The 24279-nt window shown below is 60.1% G+C and carries 21 protein-coding genes and 1 pseudogene; 10 read left to right on the top strand and 12 right to left on the bottom strand.

Translation table 11 applies throughout. The features are described from left to right. The first annotated feature begins 85 nt into the window (after window positions 1-85). On the top strand, window positions 86-1003 hold the full coding sequence (locus tag FHT97_RS27345) for a helix-turn-helix domain-containing protein (protein ID WP_183758927.1): 918 nt from the start codon (window positions 86-88) through the stop codon (window positions 1001-1003). Window positions 1004-1058: 55 nt separating this feature from the next. Here the strand turns inward: FHT97_RS27345 and FHT97_RS27340 are convergent, their stop codons facing one another. Together FHT97_RS27340 and FHT97_RS31475 are read right to left on the bottom strand one after the other, a co-directional pair. After that, complete coding sequence (locus tag FHT97_RS27340; RefSeq protein WP_183758925.1) at window positions 1059-2048, bottom strand: alpha/beta hydrolase; 990 nt, start codon at window positions 2046-2048, stop codon at window positions 1059-1061. Window positions 2049-2405: 357 nt separating this feature from the next. Next, the gene (locus FHT97_RS31475) at window positions 2406-3095 is read right to left on the bottom strand and encodes a helix-turn-helix transcriptional regulator (RefSeq protein ID WP_183758923.1); all 690 of its coding nucleotides are present in this window, start codon (window positions 3093-3095) and stop codon (window positions 2406-2408) included. Window positions 3096-3496: 401 nt separating this feature from the next. Between FHT97_RS31475 and FHT97_RS27330 the strand changes: the two genes are divergently transcribed. Next, on the top strand, window positions 3497-4252 hold the full coding sequence (locus tag FHT97_RS27330) for an SDR family oxidoreductase (RefSeq protein ID WP_183758921.1): 756 nt from the start codon (window positions 3497-3499) through the stop codon (window positions 4250-4252). Window positions 4253-4373: 121 nt separating this feature from the next. Continuing rightward, window positions 4374-5885 carry a mechanosensitive ion channel family protein gene (locus FHT97_RS27325; protein WP_183758920.1) on the top strand — a complete coding sequence of 504 codons (1512 nt, stop codon included), beginning with the start codon at window positions 4374-4376 and terminating at the stop codon, window positions 5883-5885. A 22-nt stretch (window positions 5886-5907) separates the two neighbouring features. Here the strand turns inward: FHT97_RS27325 and tehA are convergent, their stop codons facing one another. Next, window positions 5908-6891: a dicarboxylate transporter/tellurite-resistance protein TehA gene (tehA, locus tag FHT97_RS27320; protein ID WP_183758918.1), complete on the bottom strand. Its 984-nt coding sequence runs from the start codon at window positions 6889-6891 to the stop codon at window positions 5908-5910. 5 nt (window positions 6892-6896) lie between these two features. Then, window positions 6897-7775 carry an MBL fold metallo-hydrolase gene (locus tag FHT97_RS27315; RefSeq protein ID WP_183864793.1) on the bottom strand — a complete coding sequence of 293 codons (879 nt, stop codon included), beginning with the start codon at window positions 7773-7775 and terminating at the stop codon, window positions 6897-6899. A gap of 391 nt (window positions 7776-8166) precedes the next feature. Here FHT97_RS27315 and FHT97_RS27310 point away from each other — a divergent pair, with 391 nt between their 5' ends. Further along, window positions 8167-8550, top strand: a complete 384-nt coding sequence (locus tag FHT97_RS27310) for a PAS domain-containing protein (RefSeq protein ID WP_183758915.1) — start codon at window positions 8167-8169, stop codon at window positions 8548-8550. 3 nt (window positions 8551-8553) lie between these two features. On the opposite strand, the gene FHT97_RS27305 is transcribed toward FHT97_RS27310, so the two are convergent. From FHT97_RS27305 to FHT97_RS27270, 8 genes are all read right to left on the bottom strand, one after another. Then, a complete protein-coding gene (locus FHT97_RS27305) occupies window positions 8554-14019 on the bottom strand; it encodes an AAA family ATPase (RefSeq protein ID WP_183864792.1) in 5466 nt (1821 codons plus the stop codon). 131 nt (window positions 14020-14150) lie between these two features. Further along, complete coding sequence (locus FHT97_RS27300) at window positions 14151-14981, bottom strand: alpha/beta hydrolase (protein WP_183758951.1); 831 nt, start codon at window positions 14979-14981, stop codon at window positions 14151-14153. A 178-nt stretch (window positions 14982-15159) separates the two neighbouring features. After that, complete coding sequence (locus tag FHT97_RS27295; RefSeq protein WP_183864791.1) at window positions 15160-15777, bottom strand: glutathione S-transferase family protein; 618 nt, start codon at window positions 15775-15777, stop codon at window positions 15160-15162. Between the two features lie 92 nt (window positions 15778-15869). Then, on the bottom strand, window positions 15870-16262 hold the full coding sequence (locus FHT97_RS27290; protein ID WP_183864790.1) for a DUF302 domain-containing protein: 393 nt from the start codon (window positions 16260-16262) through the stop codon (window positions 15870-15872). A gap of 12 nt (window positions 16263-16274) precedes the next feature. Continuing rightward, complete coding sequence (locus tag FHT97_RS27285; protein WP_183864789.1) at window positions 16275-16697, bottom strand: DUF983 domain-containing protein; 423 nt, start codon at window positions 16695-16697, stop codon at window positions 16275-16277. 30 nt (window positions 16698-16727) lie between these two features. Further along, entirely contained in the window at window positions 16728-17192 is a 465-nt protein-coding gene (locus FHT97_RS27280; protein WP_183758905.1) for a nuclear transport factor 2 family protein, read from the bottom strand. A 9-nt stretch (window positions 17193-17201) separates the two neighbouring features. Then, entirely contained in the window at window positions 17202-17831 is a 630-nt protein-coding gene (locus FHT97_RS27275) for a pyridoxamine 5'-phosphate oxidase family protein (RefSeq protein WP_183758903.1), read from the bottom strand. Window positions 17832-17869: 38 nt separating this feature from the next. Then, the gene (locus FHT97_RS27270; protein WP_183864788.1) at window positions 17870-18838 is read right to left on the bottom strand and encodes an MBL fold metallo-hydrolase; all 969 of its coding nucleotides are present in this window, start codon (window positions 18836-18838) and stop codon (window positions 17870-17872) included. A gap of 606 nt (window positions 18839-19444) precedes the next feature. Here FHT97_RS27270 and FHT97_RS27265 point away from each other — a divergent pair. The 6 genes and pseudogenes from FHT97_RS27265 to FHT97_RS27240 form a co-directional block, all read left to right on the top strand. Continuing rightward, window positions 19445-20125 carry a response regulator gene (locus FHT97_RS27265; RefSeq protein WP_246712805.1) on the top strand — a complete coding sequence of 227 codons (681 nt, stop codon included), beginning with the start codon at window positions 19445-19447 and terminating at the stop codon, window positions 20123-20125. Window positions 20126-20153: 28 nt separating this feature from the next. After that, on the top strand, window positions 20154-20735 hold the full coding sequence (locus FHT97_RS27260) for a chlorite dismutase family protein (protein WP_183758897.1): 582 nt from the start codon (window positions 20154-20156) through the stop codon (window positions 20733-20735). A gap of 276 nt (window positions 20736-21011) precedes the next feature. Next, window positions 21012-21782: an alpha/beta hydrolase gene (locus FHT97_RS27255; protein ID WP_183758894.1), complete on the top strand. Its 771-nt coding sequence runs from the start codon at window positions 21012-21014 to the stop codon at window positions 21780-21782. A 41-nt stretch (window positions 21783-21823) separates the two neighbouring features. Continuing rightward, entirely contained in the window at window positions 21824-22771 is a 948-nt protein-coding gene (locus FHT97_RS27250; RefSeq protein WP_183758892.1) for an AraC family transcriptional regulator, read from the top strand. 32 nt (window positions 22772-22803) lie between these two features. Further along, a complete protein-coding gene (locus FHT97_RS27245; RefSeq protein ID WP_183758890.1) occupies window positions 22804-23352 on the top strand; it encodes a peroxidase-related enzyme in 549 nt (182 codons plus the stop codon). A 165-nt stretch (window positions 23353-23517) separates the two neighbouring features. After that, window positions 23518-24275, top strand: a pseudogene (locus FHT97_RS27240) (efflux RND transporter permease subunit); the annotation flags it as partial. Window positions 24276-24279 lie beyond the last annotated feature (4 nt).

Below are 24279 nucleotides of genomic sequence, written 5' to 3'. Positions count from 1 at the left end.
ACGCGAGTTCATTGCAAATGAGCAAGCAAACCTGTAAGTTTCTACCGACTTTTCGAAGATCACTTCCGGAATCCTAAGGTCCCTCATGGTTTCATCATCATTCACTCGAAAAGAGGACGAGTCGGTACCTGTTCATGATGGATTGTCACGACATCCACTTGTTGTTTTCGGGGATCACAGATTTTGTGCGGGCGAGCGCTTGGACGTGCGGACCATGAGCGGCCCCCACATGCACAGCCAAGTTGAGCTGAACTTCGTGTTGGACGGTACGATAACTTATTGGTTCGATGGTAGGCTGCTGCAAATAAAAGCCGGCCAGCTTTGCCTGTTTTGGGGAATGGTTCCGCATCAAGTGATCGACATCAAGGAGCCGACGAGTTTTGTCTGCCTTTATGTACCGATGTCCGCGCTCATCCATCTCGGCAATAGGCAAGAGTTCCGCGATGCGATTTTTGCCGGCGGACTTATCGAAGCGCAAGTCGTCACGGCATATGACCGCCCGGTCCTGCTTCGGTGGCGCGACGAGCTACTCAGCGGCAATCTTGAACTAGAACAGATTGTTCGAGACGAACTCGTAGCTCGCATCAAGCGGATCGCTGTCGAGGGCTGGCATGATCTACGCCATCTGGGTTCCGCACTCGCCCTGCCATATCATCATGATGCTGACCGCCTCCCCAAGGTGGAGCAAATGCTACGTTACATCGCCGAAAACTGTCATAAAAAAATAAGTGTGAATGACGTGGGCGACGCAGCGGCGCTTCATCCAAACTACGCAATGTCGATTTTCAAAAAATCGGTAGGCATGACAATAAATCAAGCTATTACACGCCATAGACTGGACACAGCGCAGTCTTTGCTTATCGCGACTGAGTCGCCAGTTTCAAATATCGCCTTCGATGCTGGATTCGCTTCATTATCAACCTTTTATGAAGCATTCGAAAAGAGATTTGGAGTGAAACCCAGAGATTACAGAAGCCGGTTCAAATCGGCGTCATCGCCATAGAAGGTCCGATTTCTCGAAAACGCTGCTCCACTTAAGAAGACGCCCTACATTTTAGCTAGTGTCGGCTGAGCTTCCGATCGAGGAAATTGTGGATCAGAGGCGCAATCTCGGGCAGCTTGTCTTCCAGCGCGAAATGACCGGTGTCGAGGAGGTGCATCTCGGCATGGGGCAAGTCGCGTAGATACGGCGAGGCTCCGTCGGCCGGGAAGATCTTGTCGTTCTTGCCCCAGACGATAAGGGTCGGCGGCTTCTTCTCGCGAAAGAACTCCTGGAATTTCGGGTACAGGGGGACATTGGTCCCGTAGTCGTGGAACAGGTCCAACTGGATGTCGTTGTTTCCGGGACGATCAAGAAGCGCCTGGTCGTGCACCCAGTTATCGGGGTCGATGTGCGTGATATCGCTCATCCCATCGGTGTACTGGAATTTTGTGGTTTCAGGCGTAAATAGCACCATCAGAGCTTTGCGGTTTTCGGGCGTGTCGTTCTTCCAGTATGCCTTGATCGGGTCCCAGAATTCCTTGAGGCCTTCCTCGTAGGCATTGCCGTTCTGGACAATCAACGCAGACACGCGATCGGGTTGCTTCAACGCGAGCCGATAGCCGACGGGGGCGCCGTAATCCATGAGGTACATCGCGTATTGCTTGACATCCAGCTTGCCCATCAGGCTGTCGATAATGTCCGCATAATGCTGAAACGTATAGTCGAACTTGGTGTGGTCGGGCGCGTCGCTCTGACCGAAGCCCGGATAGTCGGGTGCTATTACATGGTACTTGTCAGCAAGTATCGGAATCAAATTCCTGAACATGTGCGACGACGTCGGGAAGCCGTGCAGGAGGAGCACGACCGGAGCGTCGACTGGCCCAGCCTCGCGATAGAACACGTTAGTGCCGTCAATCTCGACGGTATGATACGTGACCTGCGGCACGACGAGTTCGTGCTCGGCTGCGGACTTCTTGGCGGCAAAGGATGTCGTTGGAATGGCGCTGGACGCGGAGAGCGCGAACACCAAGACAAGGGTCGCCCTGCTCAACATCAATCTGTTCATTTGAACCTCCAAGCTGACGGCGAAGCTGATTGATCTTGGGCATGGTCGGCCGTCGAATGCCAAGATTGCTACGCCCGACGAGCTTCAAGGGCGAGTTAATTGTAGTGAGGCACCGTGAAATCCCGCGAGCAGGCATGAAAGTCCAGTTTATCGATACGCACGAGCATGCTAGCCAAAGCCGTCGGCTTTCCCGACGACACGATGCCGCGGAGATCGAATGGCGGGATCGTTAGCAAGGAAAACCCTGAGCGAGGTGTGGCCGTCGATGGTGTTCGAGGAATGCAATGTCCGTTTCCGGATTTAGCCCACGAGGAAGACACAGAAAGCATGAGGGCTGCACACTGCCGAGCATGCTGCTCAGAGCAGCTTCAGCCGATAGGCCGCGACGACAGCTTGAATGCGGGTGGTCACGCCTAGCTTCTTGATGGCAGTTTTTAAGTATGCCGTCACCGTGTGGCTGCTCAGACCGAGGATAATAGCGATCTCGTCGCTGCTCTTGCCTGCCGCTGACCACCGTAGGCACTCGATTTCCCTTCGCGAGAGAAGCTTGATCGCGCCGCTGCCGCGCGTGAGATCGTCCAAGGCGGTCATCAAATCGTATACCAGATCGGCGAGCTCTGCATTCGAGCAGTTCGATCCCGAAAGCATGAAGAGATATTGCCGCGCCTTGGCGTCATGCAGGGAGATTCCCACATTGCACGCGAAGCCGTCGTCATAAAACACCCCGCCAATCTGGCTTGCCACGCCTTCCCTTTCCGCCCGGGCAAAGAGCAATTGCTCCGACGAGACCGGGAGCACGCTTTCCTTCAGCTTTGCGACGATGTTGCTCTGGGTGAACATGTCGGTCGACCGATAGCTTTGCAGGAGATCGCCCGGCCAATTGGTCGTGATCAGGTTATCGAGAAGGCCGCCACGAGCCGCCTCTGGAAAGACGGAAACCAGGAAGAAGTTCAGCCCGAACTTCCCCACGACGTCGCGTATCGCGACCTCGAAGGCCGCCAGCCGACGGGGCTCCCTGTCCCATATGTGACGATCGTGATGGCTCATGACCTACCCTTTGCCACCACTACCATGATTTGGACCGTCTCGGTGTGAGATTGCGTTAGACGACCGCGCATCGCTCAGCTGCATACACCAAATTTGGGGCATTGGGCCCGTTCGGCCGAGCACCTATCTCGGAACACGGCGGACCTGGGCGACCACCCCCGCCTGAGTTCGACGTGGGCTTCCGTCACGAGGCGGAAGCCCGTTTGTTTGTGTCGCAAGTGAATAGATCAATCCGACTTAATCGAAAGCCCAACAGCCCCGAGCGAGCTACATTCCCATCGAGCGAACATATTCCATAGGGTTGAGAGCACCCAGATAGCTCCTCCCCACTACACCATACCTCAACAGCCCGAGCGTGTTCTGGCTGAACGCCTTCGCACGTCCCCAATAAGGAGAAACGCATGACCAAGAGACTTGAGAACAAGGTCGCCATCGTGACAGGCGCCAACAGCGGCATTGGCCTCGCCACCGCAAAGCTGTTCGCCGCCGAGGGCGCCCACGTTTACATCACTGGACGCCGCAAGGAACAGCTCGACGCCGCAGTCGCTGACATCGGTGGCAGCGTTACCGCCGTCAATGCCGACTCCACCAAGATGGAAGACCTCGACCGCCTGTTTGCGCAGGTGAAGGCCGACCACGGACGTCTCGACGCCATCGTCGTCAACGCGGGCGGCGGGAGCGTGCTTCCTCTCGGTCAGATCACCGAAGAGCAGGTCGACGACACTTTCGGGCGCAACGTGAAGGCCGTGATCTTCACAGTACAGAAGGCGCTTCCTCTTCTCAACAAAGGCTCCTCGGTCGTCCTGATCGGCTCCACGACCAGTATTGAAGGAACGGAAGCGTTCTCCGTCTACTCCGCCTCGAAGGCAGCAGTACGCAACCTTGCCCGTTCGTGGGCGCTCGACCTCAAGGGCAAGGGCGTTCGCGTGAATGTGCTGTCGCCTGGACCGACCCGCACTCCCGGCCTTGTGGAACTCGTGGGCGACGACAAGAACGCGCAACAGGGCTTCCTCGATGCTCTCGCGTCCACGATCCCGCTGGGCCGCGTCGGCGAGCCTGAAGAGATCGCAAAAGCAGCGCTTTTTCTGGCTTCCGACGATTCCAGCTTCGTGAACGGCGTCGAACTCTTCGCCGACGGCGGCAAGGCTCAGGTCTGAGCTTCCACGGGGCAGTCCTCTTTCGGCCGCCCCTCCCTCTCTCGTCATGTCTCCTTCTTGACGAGGGCAGCGCTTGCACTGTCAATTGCGCGGATCGAAACCAACCACATGAAGTGACCCTATGAACCTGGACGACGTGCTTCGCCTTCTGCTCGATCCGATCACGCAGTTCGCGGCGCTGGTCGTTGCACTCGTCGTAGCGAGAACGCTTGTCCGGGGCCGCCCGACGCACCGCTTCATCGTCCACATCGCTTTCTTCGCCATCCTCACCATCCTGCTCGTGGGTCACGACGTCGCTCCATGGACGACGGTCACTGGCGACGAGGACCTCACCCACAAGATGTTCATCGGCGTCGCCAAGGCTACTTGGTGGGCAGGCGGCGCGATGGTGCTCGCGAGTTCGGTGCGCGTCTTCCTGATCTTCGAGCGGAAACCCAGGGAGGGAAGGCTTATTCAGGATTTGCTCGTGGCCTTCATATACCTCGGCGCGGCTCTTTCGATCATTGCGTTCGTATTCGATCTTCCGGTACGTACCCTGGTAGCGACGTCTGGCGTCTTCGCCATCGTCCTGGGTCTCGCGCTCCAGAGCACGCTCAATGACGTCTTTTCAGGGATCGCGCTGAACCTTGGTCGGCCATATACCGTCGGGGATTGGATCGAGGTCGAGGGAGGCGTCCGTGGACAAGTGGTCGAGACGAACTGGAGGTCGACGCACCTGCTCAACGATACCAACGACCTCGTGATCGTGCCCAACAGCACCCTGGCCAAAGCCACGTTGACGAACCTTACTGGCACCGACTCCGTTCATGGCTCGAAGGTCGTCATCAGAGCATTGCCGACACGGTCGCCGGCGGTCATCGAGGAGACGATGAAGACGGTCCTCCTCAGCGCGAACACGATCCTCAAATACCCGGCGCCGTCGGTCTCGGTCACGGGCCTCGATGGTTCCGCGGTCGAGGTCGAGCTCTCCTTCAAAGTCGCTAACCTCGGCCGGACTGGGATCGCCAAGAACGAGATCTTCGACCTCGTCTTTAGGCACGCTAAGGCGGCAGGAATTCAGCTGTCGACCGCGGCGAACGCACTGACAGAGGCGTCGCCTGCTGAAAGCTCAAAGCATCCCGGCACGCCATGGCGCCTGCTGACATCGATCCCGCTGTTCTCGGCTCTCACCGAAGACGAGATGGAGACGGTGGCGAACACCATGAAGCGTTGCACCTTCAAGAAGGGCCTTGTCATAGCTCCGCAGAACGCTTCGATGACATCTCTGATGATCGTCCGGAGCGGTGTCGTATCGGTCGAGCGGGACGAGGAAGATGGAAGGAGCGAGGAACTGACGCGCCTGGCGCCCGGCGACCTGTTCGGTGAGCGGGGTGTTCTCATGGGCGCGCCGGAGCCAGCCACCATGCGCGCACTCACCTTCGTGGTGGTCTACGAGATTTCGAAGGACCATCTAGCGAGCGTCATGCATGAGCGCCCTGCCCTTGTCGAGGAACTCAGCCAGCTCCTGGCGAAGCGTGTCGAGACCGAGGAGCACCTGAGGGCCGACGGGAACGCTGGTGCGGAGGCCCATCCGGTTTCATTGGCAGCCAAGATAAGACATCTTTTCAGACTTCCGCACGGCAGCATCAACTGACATTTGGACGGCTTGGTCGTCTTCACTCCGCCGCCCGTGGGTGCGAGACGGTCAAAAGCCTGCCCTGGATCAGCAGGGCCATCGTTCCTATTGTGATTGCCCCGACAACGACGTTTGCAAACAAGAACAGGTAAGGCGCCAGCTGGCCTCCGATGCCGTCTCCGCCGCGGGATGCCATTCTCATGGACGCAGATGCCAACGCAGTAGTGCCGAGCGTTGCCGCCCAATATGAAGGGGCGAACGGCTGCTTCATGATCCAAGGCACGACGCGAACGAGAAGCGCCACTTGCAGAAGGCAGTAGCCCAGCAGCCCGTTTGCGAAGAGGTCAGGCGGGCCGGACGTCATGCTCAAGTAGGCGGCACACGCGACCGCAGGTGGAGCCAGAACGATGCCGAGCGTCGGCCGAAGTGCTGGAGCCATTTCCGGCGCAGTCAGCAGACGCTGCAGCAGGACGGACTCGGTAGCTGCCCAGGTGAACATCCCAGCGCCGAAAATCAACTGCGCGAGTCCCGTGTATCCGAACGAACCAAGGACAAGTGCTGACACGAGAGATCCCGCCACGGTCGGAAGATAGAGGATAGCCGTCGTCGCCTCGTGGTCGCGGCCGCCGCGCCACATGATCCCGGTTCGCCATGTGGCGAAGAGAATCGAGAATGCCATACCGAGGAACAGGAGGACGAGAGCCACTGGATGCGAATACGGCAGGACAGCTCGGGCCACGAGCATCGTCGCAACGCCTGCAAGGCCGATGAAACAGCAGTGGATCGGGTGCTCGGCCTCTTCCAGGGCCTCCTCCCTAGCAAAGATCCATTTGGCAGCGTAGAAGACGCTGATCGTCACCCAGACGGCGATGGCGACCACGTTGATCGCCTCGCCGACTATCGCGGGAAAACCCCAGAGTTCGTGCGCCAGCCGCCAGTCTCCGCCAAGTCCGGCGAGGCCGAGCACTATGCCGTACATGCCCGCAGGCACTCTGGGGAAGCTTCGGTGATTGCGTGCACTCATTGGCGTCAGCCCTCCACGAACCTGAATGCAGTCCCCGCCCGCTCCACGTAGCCAACGCCCGGATAGGTCCAGTGGTAGCCGAGCATGCGAAGCTTTTCGTTTGCCGCCTTGTCGAGCAGCGAAGCCCTATTCTTTAGGGCGATGTCCGGCTCAGTATCGAAGCCGAAGTGCCATCTCGGGTTCTCGAAGGAAACGACGTTGTTCGGAATGACATCGCCAGAGATGAGGAGATTTCCATCGCCTGCGAGTTCCAGCGAAATGTGTCCGGGCGTATGTCCCCGAGTGCTCACCACGCTCATGCCCGGTACGACCTCGTCTCCCGGCTTGACCAGAGTAAGCCTGTCCTTAACGGCGACCAGATCCCGCTGCGCCCCTCGGGCGAACTCATGCAGGGGCTTTGGCATCGCCGTCTCGTAGTCGGGATCGGTCCAAAACGACCATTCGGCCTCACTGACGTAGTAGTGGGCGTTGGGAAACATCAGCGAGCCATCGGATCTCGTCGTCCCGCCCGAATGATCGGGATGAGCGTGGGTAAAGATCACCTTGGTGACGGATTCGAAGTCAACGCCAATAAACGCCAGGTTTTCCGCAAGGCGTCCATCGCTAGGCTGAAAGTTCGATCCCGCGCCCGTGTCCACGAGCATGATATCGACGCCGTGGCGGATCAGCGGGACGTTGGTCTGAAGGGGCGCGCTGTCCGCATCGCCTCCGAGCCGCCCGAGGATCGTTCCACGCTCGTCGGATGACGCTTCCGGCATCAGGATGTCCCACGGAAGCGTGATGTAGCCGTCGCTCAGCACGGTGATGTCGAACTGGCCATGACGGAGATTGTGAAAGCCCCGCGAGAAGACTTCCGACGGAAGGTGTGCACGGTCCGGATTCATTAAAGCCTCCTCAACGCCGTCGGACGACTGGCCGCGGCGATGACAGGGTGTTCCCGCACCGTCGCATTGGCGAGTATGTTCCTGTGAGTTGAGGGGCGTTTTCGCCAGACACTCTCTGTAATATTCAACCATGCATCGCGCATTGGGAAGGCAAGCCTGTGGGGCCGACCTTAGGTGACAACGCAGGAAAATCGCGCGTCAAACGCTCGTCAGACGCCAAATTTGGATGCGATCCCTCCCGTGCTTTCGCTCTGTCCAAATATTCCCTTAAAGGGGAGCGTTGTCGTATTTGTGAGTTCTTGTGAGAAATAGAGCGATAGACCGCCTTCAGGTTGCAGAAACCGTGGCGCGGCGGTACCAATTCGGCAAACTCCAAGGATCGGAGCCGTCCATGATTTTTGATCTGCAGTCCTTCGGCCCGCTCGAAGTCGAGGAGGCAGGAATTTTCACTTGGAACGTCAGCGCGGATGTGATGTTCGCCGACAGCGCGGTCGCACTTCTCTACGGCTTGCCTGCCGAAAGCGCGATCAGCGGGCAGAAGATGTGCGCCTATCTCGAGCGCATCCATCCCGACGACCTGGCCAATGTCGCGCTCGCAATACACACCGCCATCACCTCATGCGGCCGCTACCACGCCACCTACCGGGTCAGGGGAGCGCTCGACATCTACCGTCCTGTAGAGTCCTGGGGCCGCTGCTTCCGTGGCAGCGAACGAGAACAGGTCCAGTTCGCCGGAATTATACATCCCGCAGAACCGACACCGCCTGGTCAATAGACCCTACGGAGCCGTCCGGACGACAGCGCCTCCTTTCAAGGTGAAGGAGAAGACGCTTCCTGTCGGCTCGTTCGCCCTCACCCACAGCGTGCCGCCATGGGCCTCGACGATCGAGCGGCAGATCGACAGACCCATTCCGAGGCCCGCTGTCTTCGTCGTGAAGAAGGCGTCGAAAATCTCGTCTCGACGTGACGGGTCGACACCCGGACCGCTGTCCGTCACCGATACCATGATCTTGCCGTCCTCCAGCCGTTCGCTTCGAAGATGCAGGCTGCGCGGCCCATCCGTTGCCGATCCCATCGCCTCGGCTGCGTTAAGGATAAGGTTGAGAACGACCTGCTGCAGCTGGATGCGGTCTCCCACCACAGACACCACATCGGGATCGAGATCCGTCGCCAGGGATATGCCGTGCCGCTGCAATTCGCCACGCGTCAGCACGATCACGCCGTCGATCATGCCGTTGATGTCGACAGCCTCCATCGAGAGCGGCGCCTTTCGCGCGAGTGCCCTGATGCTGGCGATGACGTCTCCGGCGCGGTGGCTGTCACGAATGATGCGCTCGGCCGCCTGACGGGCCTCCTCGATTTCCAGCTGGCCTTCGCTCAGCCATTTCAGGCAGGTCGCCGCGTTCATCACGATGGCCATTAGCGGCTGGTTGACTTCATGCGCGATGGAAGCCGTCAACTCGCCGAGCGCGGTCAGCCTTGCGGCACGCGAGAGATGCTGCTGTGCTTCCTCCATCCGTTTCAGGTCGTCGATATCGATGTTGGTGCCGTACCATTTGATGATCGCTCCTTGCTGGTCACGCATTGGTGTCGCGCGTATCAGGAACGAACGGGCGACGCCATCCATGCGGATCATCCGCGCCTCAACCTCACCCGCCTCGCCCACACCGAGCACCTCGATCCATTTCGCAACGACCTTGTCGAGGTCGTCTGGATGAATGGCCCGCATCCATCCGTTACCGAGGGATTCTTCAAGCGTAAGCCCGGTGAAGTCGTGCCAACGTTTGTTGAAGCTCAAAAGCGTGCCGTCGATATCGCTGTTCCAGGCCAGCGCCGGGATCATGTCGTAGGCGAGCCGAAGCTCCTCGGCGGCTTGCCGGGCCTTCTCCTGGGTGTCCTTGGAGGCCTGGTAGAGGGCAGCGTTCTCCAGGGAGATCGCCGCCTGTGAGGCCAGCAACTGGAGGACCGCAACCTGAGCCTGCTTGAACAGGTTGGTGGACAAGCCGTTCTCGAGATAGAGGACGCCGACAAGTTGCTGCTGCTTGACGATCGGAAGACAGAGGATGGATGTCGATGGTACCTCACGCACGTAAGGGTCTTCGGCGAACGGATGCTCGTTGCCGACGCCATCCAGGATCACGACATCCTGCGTCCTGGTCACGTAGGCCAGAACCGTCTCCGGCAGCCTTCGCTCGAACGTGTTGAGCTTTACCGATATGCCGTCGTCATAGGTCACGGCCTCGGAGACGATCTGCATTTCGCCGTCCTTCGGCAGCAGCAGCAATCCCCTGACTGCGCCGGAATGCTCCACGACGGTCACCATCAGGCGTTCTATCAAGCGATCCAAAACGATCTCTCCGGACACCGCCTGAGACATCGCAACGACCGCCGCCATTTCCAGAGGGTGATCTTCGGACTTCGCTATCGCGTTGGACTCGCTCCCTATCCCTGGGTTCTCTTCGTCCAGCCTCCTGACGATCGCAGTCGCACCCCATGCCGAGAAGCACGCTCTGGAGTTCTTCAGGAAGCTTTCGGCGGTCGATTTCAACCCGAGCGAGCCTGAGAAGCGCCCTGCGAGTTCGCTTGCGATCCCCTCGTTCTGGACGAAGCCGTGCTGCCGGGCCGAAGCGATCGCCTTCTCATAAAGTTCGAGGGCGTCGATCGACCTGTTTTCCAGCCGTGCCATCTCCGCCGAAAGCAGGAAGGCCCGATTGCCGAAGTTCTCGGGACTGCTCTTGGCCCAGATGTCGACATGGAGCTGGTGAAGCCGCAATGCCTCGACGTGCGCGCCGCGACCCATGTCGTCGGATCGAGAAGCGGCCGCCGCGTGTGCGAGAGCGCTGTAGAAGTGGAACTCTGCGATTTCGACGAACGACTTCGCACTTCTGTTGGAAGCTGCCTCCCGCGATGCCGCCAGTGCGCCGATGTAGTCTCCCGCCAGATAGCGCGCCACGATCCTCTGGATCCAGTACCATGCTAGGACGAGCTTCAGGCGCTCCCCTGCTTCGACCAGATAGGTTTCAAATGCCTCGCGGACCGGGAGGGCGGGATCAGGCTCTTCAATGTCACGCAGTTCCCGGATATGGAGGAGCTGTCCTGCAGCCGCGTCGGCCGCCAGCGAAAATCCGGTTTTACTGGCAGCTTCCAAGAACTGTTGCGCGTCCCGTTGAGCCGCTTCCAGATCGACACCGCGGATAAGAAGATGCGCAACCAGCGCCTCCCCAGGCGCAACGCTGAAGACCAGGTCTGCCCCGGCAACCGCTGTCGCTATTGCCTGGCGGGAGTACTTCTCCGAGATCGATAGATGCTGGGTCCAGGGCACGCAAAAGCAGCCGTAGCAGGCGTAGACGCGGGCCTTGAAGCGATCCATTCCATGACGCTCGACAAGCTCCAGCCCCAGCCTGCCGAACTGTCCGCCGGACGCGTAGTCGCCCGATCGCAGACCAAGCGGAATGATGACCGAGACGTAGGCATAGCAGGAAGCGTCGCAGTTGCCGTGGCGGAGGCTGAGCGACACCATCTGCAGGTAGATCAGTTCCTCGAGATTTCCGTCCGTGACGATGGCGGGGAGGATCGTGTACGCGAGTACCTCCATCGCGGCGAGCCAGTCGCGGTCCTCCATCCGCGGAAGGTGAACGAGCTGATCGATGGATCGTCCCGCTAGCCGCTCGTACAGATCGTCGATGCCCGCGCGAACCTCGGCGTCGCTCGGATTAGCGGACCACTCGATCCCGAAGTCGCGCAGGTACTCGAGCGCCACCTCCACCGCCTTGTCCTGGTCTCCGAGCGTCAGATAGAGGGATGACCGTAGGCCGACCACGGCGCCGCGATCAACCGCGTCCTCCGCCTTTGCCGCGAGATGAACGAGATGGGCTTCCGCGACCTCGTTCTCGCCTGACAGATACTCGCACTCGGCACTCTCGAGTTCGAGTGGAAATCTAATTGAGTACCGCTCCCATCCAGCCTTCTCGATCAGGCTCAGGCCCGTCTTGAGATATTTGAGGGCGGAACGGTATGCGACAGATGCCTTGGCGCGCCTGCCAGCTTCGAGGAAAAGTTCGGCGATCCTCTCGAGTCTGTGGGGATCGACCGCCTGGTCGAGGCCGCGCCCGAGTTGGTCAGCCACCTCGAAGATATGCTTCTTCAGCGCGCCCGGCGGCAGCTTTTCCATCAGCGCGGAGCCGATCCGAAAATGAATCTCCGGCCTCTCAGCCTCCGACACCATGCGGTATGCGGCTTCCTGGACCCTGTCGTGCACAAGCACGAAGTCGTCGTCGGAGCGCAGCAGCAGTCCCCCTTCGACGGCCTCCCACAGAATGCCGACGACCTCCTGCCTCGGCTTGGCTGTGATCAGCGAAAGGATAGTCGCAGAAGTGCCGTTCCCGAGACATGCCATCAGCTTGACCATCTCGAGCGCGCGGAGCGGAAGCCTGCCCAGCTTGGAGACCACGAGATCTGCGACGTTGTCGGTGATCTTCGTCGCGCGGATCCTGTTCTCGTCCCATCTCCATTTCGTGGTCTCGTGGTCGTAGGAGAGCGCTCCTTCGAGATCGAGGGCTTCTATGAAATGAAGAACAAAGAACGGGTTTCCGCCCGTCTTCTGTTGCACGAGCTTCGCCAGCCGCGCGACCGACGGGACATCGTTCCCAAGCATGTCGGCCAGAAGGTGTCTGACTTCGCCCTCGTCCAGCGGGCCAAGACGCAGTTCGTCATAACGGCAGCTTCCGGCCCTGAAGGCATCGCGCGCATCGTTCAGCGGATGCCCGCGAGGCACCTCGTCGTCGCGGTAGGCGCAAATGAGCATGAGATTTGCGACGTCCTCGTCCACGGCGATCCTTGCGAGCAGATCAAGCGTGGGAATGTCCAGCCATTGCAGGTCGTCTATGAACAGGACGAGCGGATTGTCCGGCCGCGCAAACACCTGAATAAAACGGCTGAAGACGAGATTGAAGCGGGACTTCGCTTCGTGGGGCGCCATGTCGGGAGCCGGAGGCTGCTCGCCGATCACCAGCGCAAGTTCCGGAATGAGGTTGATCATCAATTGCGCGTTCGGACCGAGGGCCTCGCTCAGCGCCAACCGCCAGCGCCCCAGCTCCGCCTCGCCCGCGCCGAGGATCTGACGTACAAGTCCGCGGAAGGCCTGCGCTATCGTGGCGTAGGGGATGTCGCGCGTGTACTGGTCGAACTTCCCGGCTGCAAACAAGCATCCGCTGAACGGGATCGACTTGCGCAGTTCTCGAATAAGCGACGACTTCCCGACGCCTGCGGGACCGGAGACGAGAGCTACAGCCTTTCCGCCCGGCGATCTGGCGACCTCGAACGACTCGCAAAGAGTGCGTATCTCCACAGAGCGGCCATAGAGCTTGTCCGGAACCTGGAGATGCCGCAGGGCGTCTGCTGTTGCCACGTCGAACTCCTCGACGCGTCCCGTCGAAGCAAAACTGCCGAGACACCGCCTGAGATCGCTTTCGAGGCCCGCAGCCGTCTGATAGCGGTCGCCGGGGTTCTTGCTGAGGAGCTTGAGTACGATCGACTGGACGACAGGCGGAATGGCATCGTGCCGCTCCCTCGGAGGTATTGGTCGGCGGGCGACGTGGGAATGGATCCATTCCATTGCGTCCACCGCCATGAACGGAAGTTCGCCCGTGAGCATCTGATAGAAGACGATGCCAAGAGAATAGAGATCGCTCCGCTCGTCAACGGGCTCCTTCATTCGCCCCGTCTGTTCGGGGGACACATATGGCAGCGAGTCCGCCATGCCACGCGCTGTGGCGGGCAGCTCGGGCACACTCGTCTGGGAGCCCGCCTTTCCAAAGCCGAGCAGCCGAACCGCTCCCAAATCATCTGCAAGAAAGCGGTCTGGGCGAAGATCCTTGTGGATCAGGCCCCGTTCGTGAACCTGTCTCACCGCTGCTGCTGCGTTCGTGGCCACGGCAAGAAATCGGCCCAGCTCGAATGGACGGCCTAATTCAGCAGTCAGCGGCAGCCCGCCCTGGTCCTGCAGCACCAGGAACTCCCGGCCATCGTAACGTTCCAGTGACAGAGGAGTTGCCGCCCACTTTTCATCGAGGCGGTCGGCGAGAGACAGCACGTATTCGAAGCGTGGATGGCATTCGCTGACGGTGTCCGGAGAAGCGGCCGTGACCAGTAGGAGCGGAGCGCAGCCGTCGCTGGCCGTGCCTCGATAGAGAGCGCTGACAGCGTCCTCGCGAAGCAAATGCATCTGGTAACGGGACAGGTCCATCACGAAGCTCCGTATGCCAACGGCTGAGGCCGCTCGTGATCCTAAACTAATTTTACAGGGGCGCCATCGTGGGCGGTTCGACGGTCGTCGAGAAGGCCGGCCTGACATCCAGCCTCCCAACTTGCTTCCGGCTACGCCTTGATGAAGGCAAGGATGTCGGGGTTCAGGACGTCCGGGTTCGTCGAAAGCATCCCGTGCGGATAGCCCTCGTACGTCTTCAGCGTCGCGTTTTTCAGAAGCTTGGCCGACAGCGGCCCGGCGTCGGCGTAGGGTACGACCTGGTCATCGGTGCCGTGCATGACGAGAACGGGAATCTCGATCTTCTTCAGGTCTTCGGTGAAGTCAGTCTCCGACCAGGCCTTGATACACTCGTAGTGCGCGTTTGCGGCGCCCATCATGCCCTGGTGCCACCAGTTGTTGATCAAACCTTGCGAGACTTTCGCATTGGGCCTGTTGAAGCCGTAGAACGGCCCGGTCGGCACGTCGATGTAGAACTGCGCCCTGTTGTCGGCGAGCGCCTTCCGGAGGCCGTCGAAGACTTCGATCGGCAGACCGCCGGGGTTCTTCTCCGATTTCACCATGACCGGAGGCACGGCAGCGACGATCACCGCCTTCTTGACGCGGCCGGGCTTGGCGCGGGCGACATAGTGGACAACCTCCCCGCCCCCGGTCGAATGACCGACGTGGACCGCGTTCTTGAGATCGAGCGCCTCGACCACCTCGGCGACGTCCGCTGCGTACGTATCCATCTCGTGCCCCGTGCGGCTGTGGGAAGAGCGGCCATGCCCGCGTCGGTCGTGTGCGATGACCCGGTAGCCCTGGGCGATGAAAAACAACATTTGATTGTCCCAGTCGTCGCTGCTGAGTGGCCAGCCATGGTGAAACATGATGACCTGCGCATCCTTCGGACCCCAGTCCTTGTAGAAGATCTCGGTTCCGTCCTTCACTTTCACAGTACCCATGAACTTGTGCTCCGTTGCTGGTGATGGTTTCTGTTTTGTGGCGGCTTCGGCAGCCGTCGCGGGCAGTGCAAGAGCGAGCGCGACTGCCGATCCGGCGATCACCGCTTCCCGTCTGGTGATTGAAACATCCGGCTTGAATGTCATGCGCTGAACCTCCGAATTGCGGGTGTCTATTTCCTCAAGCGGGCGCAGCTACGCCGACTGCGGTCTTGGCGAAAGGCACGAAGCCAGGGAGAGACTCGACCCGGCACAGCCATGACTGGACATTGGGATAGATGGTCAGATCGATCCCTCCCTCGGGCGCCCGCGCCACGTAGCCGTACACGGCCAGATCAGCGAGCGTCGGCGAGGACGCCGCGAGCCAATTCCTTGTCTCAAGCTCGTCGTCCAAAACCTTCAGGAGCGCATAGGATCTCGACAGCACTTCGTCCGGGACAGGTTTCGGACCGGATATCCGTATTCTTCGTGCCGTAGCGACGCCGTATGCCACCTCGCCTGCTGCGACCGAGAGCCAGCGCTGAACTGCCGCCGCACCCATCGGATCCTCGGGCAGCCAGTCGTGCCGTCCGAGCTTCTTGGCCAGATAGATCAGGATCGCGTTCGAGTCCGCGAGAACGGTGTCGCCGTCCTTGAGAACTGGCACCTGGCCGAACCTGTTCATCTTCAGGAATTCGTTCGTCTTCTGCTCACCCCGGCGGATGTCCACCTCGACGAGTTCGAACGGCTCGTTGACGAGCGTAAGGAAGAGCCTGACCCGATGCGAGTGGCCGGATAGCGGATGGTAGTAGAGCTGCATTCCGGTCTCCAATATCGTTAGGCGCCGTTGTCGCCTCTTGATCTGGAGTATTCCGCTTTGGTGGGCCGCGGTCTTTCCTATTCGTCAGATGATTAGCGACAGCTCGAAATGCAACCCGCCTCGGCTATCGTCCGTTGGGCGCTGTCGAAACGAGCCGCGTCCGGGCCTTTCACGCCGAGGGCTTCGAACATCTCCGCAAGGGGATGATAGGCAATCGCGGCCCTGTCTCCGGGAAGCTCCCTGATGAGCAGGCGCAGTGGTAGGTCGAGAGCCGTCAAGGGCGCGTCCGTCATCAAAGGGGTCCCGACTTTCGGGTTGCCGTAGATGAGAACGCGTGTCTCCGGCATCGACAGCCCGTTTTCGCGAGCGGCTTGCGCGTGATCGATTTCAGCGAAAATGGTCAACCCTGCTTTGCCGATGGCGATCTTTATCGCCTCCAACGCTTCATCGAAGTTATGCGTCGAACGATGTTCAATCGGCTTCATGAACGACCTCCTCTAGTCGGCATCGATCTCGTCGCCCTTGGCTAGTCTGCCTTCCTGGGCCTTGTAGAAATACTGGGAGGCTACCAGCCAGCCTTTGAGCGGCCGAAGTGGTGGAATACAGGTCGCGAGCAGGAACGGTCCGGTGACGAAGATCTGCGTCCAGATCGACGCATTGTGCGCGACCTCGAGCCATACCGAGAGCAGCACCGTCGGAATGCAGGCAAAACAGATGACAAAGAAGGCCGGACCATCGGCGGGATCGGCGAAGGAGTAGTCGAGCCCACAGACCTCGCAGTTTGGACGAAGCGTCAGAAAGCCCTTGAACAGATGGCCTTTGCCGCATCGTGGACAAAGGCCACGAATGCCCGTCTGTATGGGCGGGAGCGGGGGATAGTTGTCGTTCGTGTTCGTATCGACCTGAGTGCGCTTGGACATCTGCCCTCCTAAATCAGGTTTCCTGCGGCGCTAGAAACCGTAATGGCTCAATCCCCAATGCCCGTCCGGGCGGCGGCCGAGCGGCCACTTGAAGGCGCGGTCCGTTTCCTTAATCGGATGCTCGTTGATGCTCGCATGACGGTACTTCATTAAACCGTCGGCGTCGAATTCCCAATTCTCGTTGCCATAGGCTCTGAACCAGGTGCCACTGTCGTCGTGGTGTTCGTAGGCAAAGCGGACCGCGACGCGATTTCCTGAGAAGGCCCAGAGTTCCTTGATCAGTCGATAATCAAGCTCCTTCGCCCACTTCCGAGCAAGGAATGCTTCTATCGCCGGACGACCGACCACGAACTCTGCGCGGTTCCGCCAGCGACTGTCGACCGTGTAGGCGAGCGCGACTTTCGCAGGATCCCGAGTGTTCCAGGCGTCCTCGGCAAGCCGGACCTTCTCGGTCGCGGACTGAAGGGTGAAGGGTGGCAGTGGTGGGCGGGTCATTTGTCGTCCCTATCCATGATTGGTGGCAGCCGCTTTCAATGCTGCGACTTGCGCTTCCAGTTCCCTGATGCGCGTATCCCTTGTCTCGATTGCCTTGAGCACCTCGTCTGCCTCAAACCGCAGCGGGATATGCTGCGGGCAATTCGCATCCCAGGCCGTCACCTTGAAGAGAATCACCTGTTCCGGCCTCGCTGCGTATCCTTCGGGCATCAACTTCTTGACCGTTTCCTCGTCACCTTCGACGACCTTGGCAGTACCCCAGATCTTCACCCGGGATCGACTGCCGTAGTCGATGAGAAAAAGATGTGCCTTGTCGTTCTCGACCAGGTTTCCCTGCGAGATGAACTGCCGATTTCCAACGAAGTCGACGAAGCCGATCGTCGTTTCGTCAATCACCCGAAGAAACCCCGGAGGGCCGCCACGATGCTGGATGTATGGCTGACCCTCGGAATTTACCGTGGCGAGAAACACGCTGATCTGCTTCTCGATGTAGTCTTTTAGGTCGGGTGTGATCGTGGTCGCCCACCCACCACGCTCTTCCATCCGCAAATACGAACGTCGAGACCCCTTGCGTTCCTGGATCGCCTTCACGCTTGTCGTGAAGGCTACGTCGCTCGAGACCTGATGCGCGATGTCCATAGTCACCCTCCTCCGGCAGCCCTCGGGCCAGAATGCCTTCAGACGCCTTCGTAGACAACACGCGTGAAGAGCGCCGGAGGTATCACCCACTGGCCGAACTTGGCGTCCCATTGCTTGGTCGGGTTGGCAGCGATGGTTTCCTCGACGGAGCGGCCAGCCTTTTTCATTTTGGCCACCTCCTCTCTGGCACCGACGAGCATGTCGAGCCAGACCTTGATGTCTTCGCGGTTCGCGATGTCGCCGTGACCAGGGATAACGACGGTCTCCTTGTCGACCATCTTTATGTTCGCTTCTGCCGCGGCGATCTGGCCGTCGATGCTGCCGCCTGTCGAGGAGTCGATGAAGGGGTATAGCCCGGTCCAAAGCGTGTCACCGACATGGATCACGTTGTCCTCCTCGAAGAACACCGAAATGTCGCTGTCGGTGTGAGCAGGGCCGTAGTACCTGAGTTTGATCGTCTTGTTGTCGAGCTTCAGCGTTTCCTCGTTGCCCTTCATCAGGCGGGTCGGCAGCGCGCCCTTCGGGGACGGTGGGAAGTCGAAGTTCCAGTCATCGACGCGGGTGGCGGCTTCGAGATGCTTCAGGGTGTTCGGATGCGCCATAATGGCGGCACCTTCGGAGTTCAGCCATTCATTGCCGTCGGTATGGTCGAAGTGCCAGTGAGTGTCGATGAGATGAGTGATCGGCTCCGGACCGATATCCGCCAGAGCCTTTTCCAGACGCGGACGCGTGGCGGTTATTCCGGCGTCGACCAGCAGCTTGCCGTCCTTGCCAGTGACGGCGGCGACGTTGCCGCCCGAACCGACGAGTACGTTCACGCCGCCGCGAAGTTTTGTGGTCGCGATGTCGGCTTTGGCGGCGGCCTCGCGGATGATCAGGACCTGGCTCTTGGCGGCCGCGAAGGCCGCGCGGGGCGTCAGCCACGCGCCCGTGGCGGCAACCGTCGCGCCGCCAAGGCAGCAAAGGCAGAAACCGCGTCTTGATAAGGCATAGTCGTGTTTGGTCATTACCCGCTCCATTGGTTGACAGCGTGCCTGAAGAAGTGCCACCACGCTGGGAGGAAGCGTGGTGGCGGCCTCGATCCAAATTCGGCCGAGCTTCGATCGAGGAAAGCCGATCTGCACAATGCGGAGCTATTTTAGCTCGGTGCCAGATCCGCTTGAACCATTATGCTCAAGTCGATTGAGCAATACTCTTCCCCGGCAACGATCACGAGGTAGTTGTCGTGAAGCCGGGTGAGATCCCGTGAGATGTCCAGATCCGCTCGGGAAACCTAGACTAAGGTCGAGTCCGCATCGACCTTGGCCGTGTTCTAGCGACAAGAGTCGGATTGTTCACCATTGCCTGCGGGGCTAGGTTGCTCTCGCGATCACACATTGATGTCGATGCCTCCGCGGGCCGGGGAAGAGAACGAAGCCAACTTCGCGATCCCACACATGCGGCGACATCCGCAGCCGACTGGGGAGTCAGCCATGCAAGTTCCGTTCGCAAATTCGACAGACCGTCCGAAGTCTCGGGACGCACAGCCACCGCACCATGGGCCGCGCGAAACAGGCGACGACGCCATAAGCTTCGGCCGCTTCTGCGCCGTCCCCCACTCGAGACAGCTCCTCATGGACGGCCGACCCCGAGAGATCGGTGGACGCGCGTTCGATCTACTCATGGTCCTCCTGCGGCACAACGGTGGCATCGTGAGCAAGGAAGAGATCTTCGACGAGGTCTGGCCGTCGATGGTCGTCGAGGAGTGCAACCTCCGTTTCCAGATCGGCTCGCTTCGTAGGGCGCTGGGCGACCACGGGGATATGATCAAGACTATCGTTCGCCGCGGATACATGCTCGTTCGGGACGATACAGCGCCGCAAGGTGGCCTGGCCCCTTCCCTTGGCATCGCACCGCAGCCGACAATCGACATCGTAGAGAAGGTTGACAAGGACAAGCCGTACATAGTCCTGATCGACGACGACGATGGCGTCCGACGCGCAATAACCGGGCTCCTCCGGTCGGTCGGTCACTGCGTGGGATCATTTCCCTCGGTGAAGGCCTATGAGGAAAGCGACAGTGTACATCGCGCGGATTGTCTGATACTCGACGTCGGCCTCCCCGGACAGAGCGGCTTGGACTTCCAGGCCGAACTCATGAAGTCGGGTCTCCGTCAGCGGATCGTCTTCATCAGCGGCAACGCGGACATTCCGATGTCGGTTCGCGCCATGAAGGCCGGCGCTGTCGAGTTCCTGACGAAACCAGTGCGGCATCAGGATCTGCTGTCTGCGGTGGATATGGCCATCAACGCCTGATCGCCGACCAGATTCCCTGGAGCTTCTCATGACCGATTTCGGCGCACCGAACCCGAGAGCAACGACGTTTGTTGGCGGCAACCAGGGCGGATGGATCGTCGTTTCGCAGCGCGCCCTCTTGGGACCACCATTAGCTGCGGTATCCCGAGTGGCCATGCTTTCAGGGAACGGCCCGGCGGAAGCATCCGACGCCGCCTGGATCCTTCGCGGGGTCGCCACCAACGACCGATACACTACACGTGACGAAAAGCGTTCGCTCGTGGAAAGGCAGGAGCCGATCGGCCGCCCGGAAGCGACAAGAGCCGCTCTCATCCTACTGCAAAAGTCCGCCGACTGGTGGGCAATGACACAGGACGAACGCCGCGCCGTTCTCGAGGAGCAGTCGCATCATATTGCGATAGGACTGCGCTTTCTGCCCGCGATCGCCCGGCGGCTGCTCCACTGCCGGGATCTGGAAATGGATGCACCCTTCGATTTTCTAGGCTTCCTCGACTTCGCTCCTGCCGACGAGCCCGCATTCGAAGACGTGCTGAGCGAACTTAGGGCGACGAAGGAATGGAGCTTTATGGAGCGCGAGATAGACATCCGCCTAGCCAAGGACACCGAGTGAGGTCCAACTCAGGCTCGCCTTCTCGTAGGCGCAGACCGCGCGTGACCGCGTTGGCCAAGCTGTTCATGCTATTGGACAAAGCCCCGATACCGAGGGCACCGCAGGGGATGACCTGCGGTGCGCTTTTTGCGCCGGACAGCCTCCTGCCCGCCCAACATCGTCTCACACCCCTTCCCGACATCTCACACTATCTCCGCGCCGCAAGATGTAGCGTCACCTCAATGAAACCAGTGCCATAGGGACATTCGGATCCCGGCGCTCATAGAGGTGACATCCATGAAGAAGTTCCTTTCAAGCACCGCAATGTTGGCAGCACTCCTGCTGAGCGGATCAGCGCTCGCCGCCTCCAAACCAACCGTCGTTCTCGTGCACGGCGCCTTCGCAGAGTCCGCGAGCTGGGACGGCGTGGCGACAAAACTCCTGAAGGACGGCTATCCAGTCGTCGCTATCGCCAACCCTCTGCGGGGTCTGAAATACGACTCCGATTACGTCAGCCAGGTGCTGAAGTCGATCAAAGGCCCAATCGTGCTCGTCGGTCACTCCTATGGTGGGTCGGTCATCAGCGACGTCTCGATCAAGGATACTGGGGTCAAGTCACTCGTCTTCGTGTCCGGCCTTGCTCCGGAGAACGGTGAGAGCGTCAGCGAGCTGGGCAAGAAGTTCTCCGGTAGCACGCTGGGCGGCACGCTTGCACCGCCTGTCCTTCAGCCGGATGGCAAGCACGACCTCTACATCGAGCAGAGCAAGTTCTGGAAACAGTTCGCGGCTGACGTGCCGAAGGACAAGGCAGCGCTGATGGGAGCCGAGCAGCGCCCGATCGCGGCAGAAGCCTTCGAAGAGCCATCGACCGAACCCGCGTGGAAGTCTCTGCCCTCGCACTTCATCTTCGGCTCCGAGGACAAAAACCTTCCTCCCGCACTGCATGCCTACATGGCCAAGCGCGCTAACGCGAAGGAAGCGGTGGAGGTCAAGGGGTCGTCCCACGTCGTGATGATCTCGCACCCCGACAAGGTCGCAGCGATGATCGAGCGCGCCGCCGAGGATTAGGCCTGGCGTCCCCGCAACACCGTTAACAACAGGAGCATGACATGCACCCCGATATCGCCATCAAGGTGAGCCTGGGCATGACAGGCGACGTCTTCGAAACCTTCGATGACTGCCTGCATGTGGAGCACTATCAAGTTGCTGACCCCAACATCTTCCTTGCGAAGCTCACCCGCGAGAATGGAAGCCGCGCGATCACCACTTCGCTCAGCGCTGGAGCTGGCACCTTCATCCTTGCAGACCGCGATTCCGAGCTTCGCCTCGAGCAGAAAGGATGCGTCCTCTATCAGGGCGTCTTGGTGGAAGACAGCATCGCATTCATCGAAGGCTCTGATCCGATTTCCGTGGAGCTGCAGTCGGATGCCTGCCTGTACGTCCTGACGTTCCTGCGCGAACGGCACTCCTGGCCTTGCCAGGTCATCGGCGGCCGCTTTAACATTCGTGACGAGCGTCTCTCAGAACTGATCGATGACGTGTCGGAAAGCTCGGCGGCGCGAAGAAGCGACCTTGCGCGCGAATTCTCGGCACGGGCATTCGAGCGCTATCAGTCCCTGCCCCGCGTGCATCCCCTGTCCACCTGGCGGCTGAACCGAGTGCGGCGCCATGCAGAAGCGAGGCTCGACCAGCGCCTGACCCTTGAAGAGCTGGCGGACGTCGCGGGCTTCTCGCGCGCGCACTTCGCCGCCACCTTCAAGGCGGCCACCTCGATGAGCGCACATGAATTCCTTCTGCGTCTTCGCATTCAGGAAGCCGCGAAGCTGCTGCTGGGAACTGATCTCCCACTTGTGGACATCGCCCTTCAATGCGGGTTCCAGAACCAGCCTCATTTTACGACGGTCTTCAAGAAGATGACCTCCGTCACCCCACGCAGATGGCGCAACGCTCGCCGCAGCCGTCCCACGTCGTCCGTCCGGGGGCTTCGTCGACGCAATGCCACGACCATCGATCTCCCGGTCATCGACCCCGATCGTCCATCCCACGAGCTGCACTAGCGGCACCCAGCCCTTTCTTGAGGAGTCCTGAGATGACACGCGTAACTCTGCATCCTTCCATCGAAGCGGCGCCCGAGGCTGCTCGCCCGAGACTCGAGGCGATCAAGAAGCAAATGGGCGGCGTCCCGAACGTCTTCCGCATGATGTCCAACAGTCCAGCGGTACTAGAGGCCTATGCGGGGCTCAACGGCGCGCTCGGCAAGGGCAAGCTGGACAAGAAGATCCGCGAGAGAATCGCGCTTGCTATCGCCCAGAAGAACGGGTGCGGCTATTGCCTCGCCGCTCACACCTACACCGGAACCCACGTGACCAAGCTCAGTATCGACGAGATCGCGGCAGCTCGGCGCGGCGGATCCTCGGATGCGCGAGCCGATGCTGCCGTGAAGTTCGCGGTCAAGGTCGCCGAGGAGCGTGGATCCGTGAGCGAAGACGAGCTGCATGCAATGAGAGCCGCTGGGTTCGATGACGAGGAGCTTCTCGAAATCGTTGCCCACGTCGCCGCAAACACCTTCACCAACTACATGAACGAGGTCTTCAAGACCGAGGTCGATTTCCCAAAGGTCGAGCACCACGCGGCCTGACAGAACCAGTCGGCAGGTGTCCGCCTCCCTGCCGACCGAGTGCCGTCGACGTCAATGGGGACCCGGTCGTCTCTCCTTCGGCACCTCCACGCGTCGGCTGCACCCATCCTATTGCGAACACTCTGACACTCGTTGCGGGAGCTGCCGCCGGGCTGCGCCGCCGATGAAGGACTGACAGGCGTCTTCACCACCTCTCGGAATCGAGCCCCGAATACTATTTGGAGATCGACCGCGACAAGGCGCGCTAGCTCGACGTCCCGACCTCCGGGCTCAGGCAGATCGCCAATTCCGGATGGACAGGGACGACATCCTCGCACTCAAGGTGAGGTCGGCAAAGGGTGCCCTCGTCCGGCTCGGAACCCTCATGGACATCCAGGATACGAGCGGGCCGACGCTCGTCCAGCGCTATAACATTTATGTCTCGGTACCGCTGCAGGGGAACCCGACGCCGGGCACCTCCACCGGAGCAGCGATCAAGAAGATGGAGGAGATCGTGGCCAAGGTGCTTCCTCCGGGCTGCACCTGAATGGACCGAACTTGCCTACCAGGAGACACACACGGGCAGCTCCGGGACCTTCATCTTCGCTTTGTCGGTGATCTTCGTATTCCTTGCGCTGTCCGCCCAATACGAGAGCTGGGTCCTTCCCCTCGCGATCATTCTGATCGTCCCTCTCGCCGTCCTGGCGGCCCTGATTGGTGTATTCCTTCGTGACATGGACAACAACGTCCTGACCCAGATCGGCCTCATCGGCCTTGCGGCAAAAAACGCAATCCTGTTCGTCGAGTTCGCCCGCCAGGCCGAAGAAGACTGGAAGTCCATCGTCGACGCGGCGGTCGAGGCCAGCCATCTCCGGCTGCTCCGGAGGCGTCCGTTGGTGCGCCCATCGCCAAAACTTCAAATCGTGAAACAAAGTGAGGGCTGACGCG

The sequence above is a fragment of the Rhizobium sp. BK399 genome (assembly GCF_014194695.1).
In the GTDB taxonomy this organism is placed as follows: Bacteria; Pseudomonadota; Alphaproteobacteria; order Rhizobiales; family Rhizobiaceae; genus Rhizobium.
Note: the sequence above shows the minus strand (reverse complement) of the source record. Positions and strands in the feature narration are given on the sequence as shown.

Coding starts and splice junctions, on each gene's coding strand:
- FHT97_RS27345 (WP_183758927.1), top strand. CDS start 86: ATGGTTTCATCATCATTCACTCGAAAAGAGGACGAGTCGGTACCTGTT.
- FHT97_RS27340 (WP_183758925.1), bottom strand. CDS start 2,048: ATGAACAGATTGATGTTGAGCAGGGCGACCCTTGTCTTGGTGTTCGCG.
- FHT97_RS31475 (WP_183758923.1), bottom strand. CDS start 3,095: ATGAGCCATCACGATCGTCACATATGGGACAGGGAGCCCCGTCGGCTG.
- FHT97_RS27330 (WP_183758921.1), top strand. CDS start 3,497: ATGACCAAGAGACTTGAGAACAAGGTCGCCATCGTGACAGGCGCCAAC.
- FHT97_RS27325 (WP_183758920.1), top strand. CDS start 4,374: ATGAACCTGGACGACGTGCTTCGCCTTCTGCTCGATCCGATCACGCAG.
- tehA (WP_183758918.1), bottom strand. CDS start 6,891: ATGAGTGCACGCAATCACCGAAGCTTCCCCAGAGTGCCTGCGGGCATG.
- FHT97_RS27315 (WP_183864793.1), bottom strand. CDS start 7,775: ATGAATCCGGACCGTGCACACCTTCCGTCGGAAGTCTTCTCGCGGGGC.
- FHT97_RS27310 (WP_183758915.1), top strand. CDS start 8,167: ATGATTTTTGATCTGCAGTCCTTCGGCCCGCTCGAAGTCGAGGAGGCA.
- FHT97_RS27305 (WP_183864792.1), bottom strand. CDS start 14,019: ATGGACCTGTCCCGTTACCAGATGCATTTGCTTCGCGAGGACGCTGTC.
- FHT97_RS27300 (WP_183758951.1), bottom strand. CDS start 14,981: ATGGGTACTGTGAAAGTGAAGGACGGAACCGAGATCTTCTACAAGGAC.
- FHT97_RS27295 (WP_183864791.1), bottom strand. CDS start 15,777: ATGCAGCTCTACTACCATCCGCTATCCGGCCACTCGCATCGGGTCAGG.
- FHT97_RS27290 (WP_183864790.1), bottom strand. CDS start 16,262: ATGAAGCCGATTGAACATCGTTCGACGCATAACTTCGATGAAGCGTTG.
- FHT97_RS27285 (WP_183864789.1), bottom strand. CDS start 16,697: ATGTCCAAGCGCACTCAGGTCGATACGAACACGAACGACAACTATCCC.
- FHT97_RS27280 (WP_183758905.1), bottom strand. CDS start 17,192: ATGACCCGCCCACCACTGCCACCCTTCACCCTTCAGTCCGCGACCGAG.
- FHT97_RS27275 (WP_183758903.1), bottom strand. CDS start 17,831: ATGGACATCGCGCATCAGGTCTCGAGCGACGTAGCCTTCACGACAAGC.
- FHT97_RS27270 (WP_183864788.1), bottom strand. CDS start 18,838: ATGACCAAACACGACTATGCCTTATCAAGACGCGGTTTCTGCCTTTGC.
- FHT97_RS27265 (WP_246712805.1), top strand. CDS start 19,445: ATGGACGGCCGACCCCGAGAGATCGGTGGACGCGCGTTCGATCTACTC.
- FHT97_RS27260 (WP_183758897.1), top strand. CDS start 20,154: ATGACCGATTTCGGCGCACCGAACCCGAGAGCAACGACGTTTGTTGGC.
- FHT97_RS27255 (WP_183758894.1), top strand. CDS start 21,012: ATGAAGAAGTTCCTTTCAAGCACCGCAATGTTGGCAGCACTCCTGCTG.
- FHT97_RS27250 (WP_183758892.1), top strand. CDS start 21,824: ATGCACCCCGATATCGCCATCAAGGTGAGCCTGGGCATGACAGGCGAC.
- FHT97_RS27245 (WP_183758890.1), top strand. CDS start 22,804: ATGACACGCGTAACTCTGCATCCTTCCATCGAAGCGGCGCCCGAGGCT.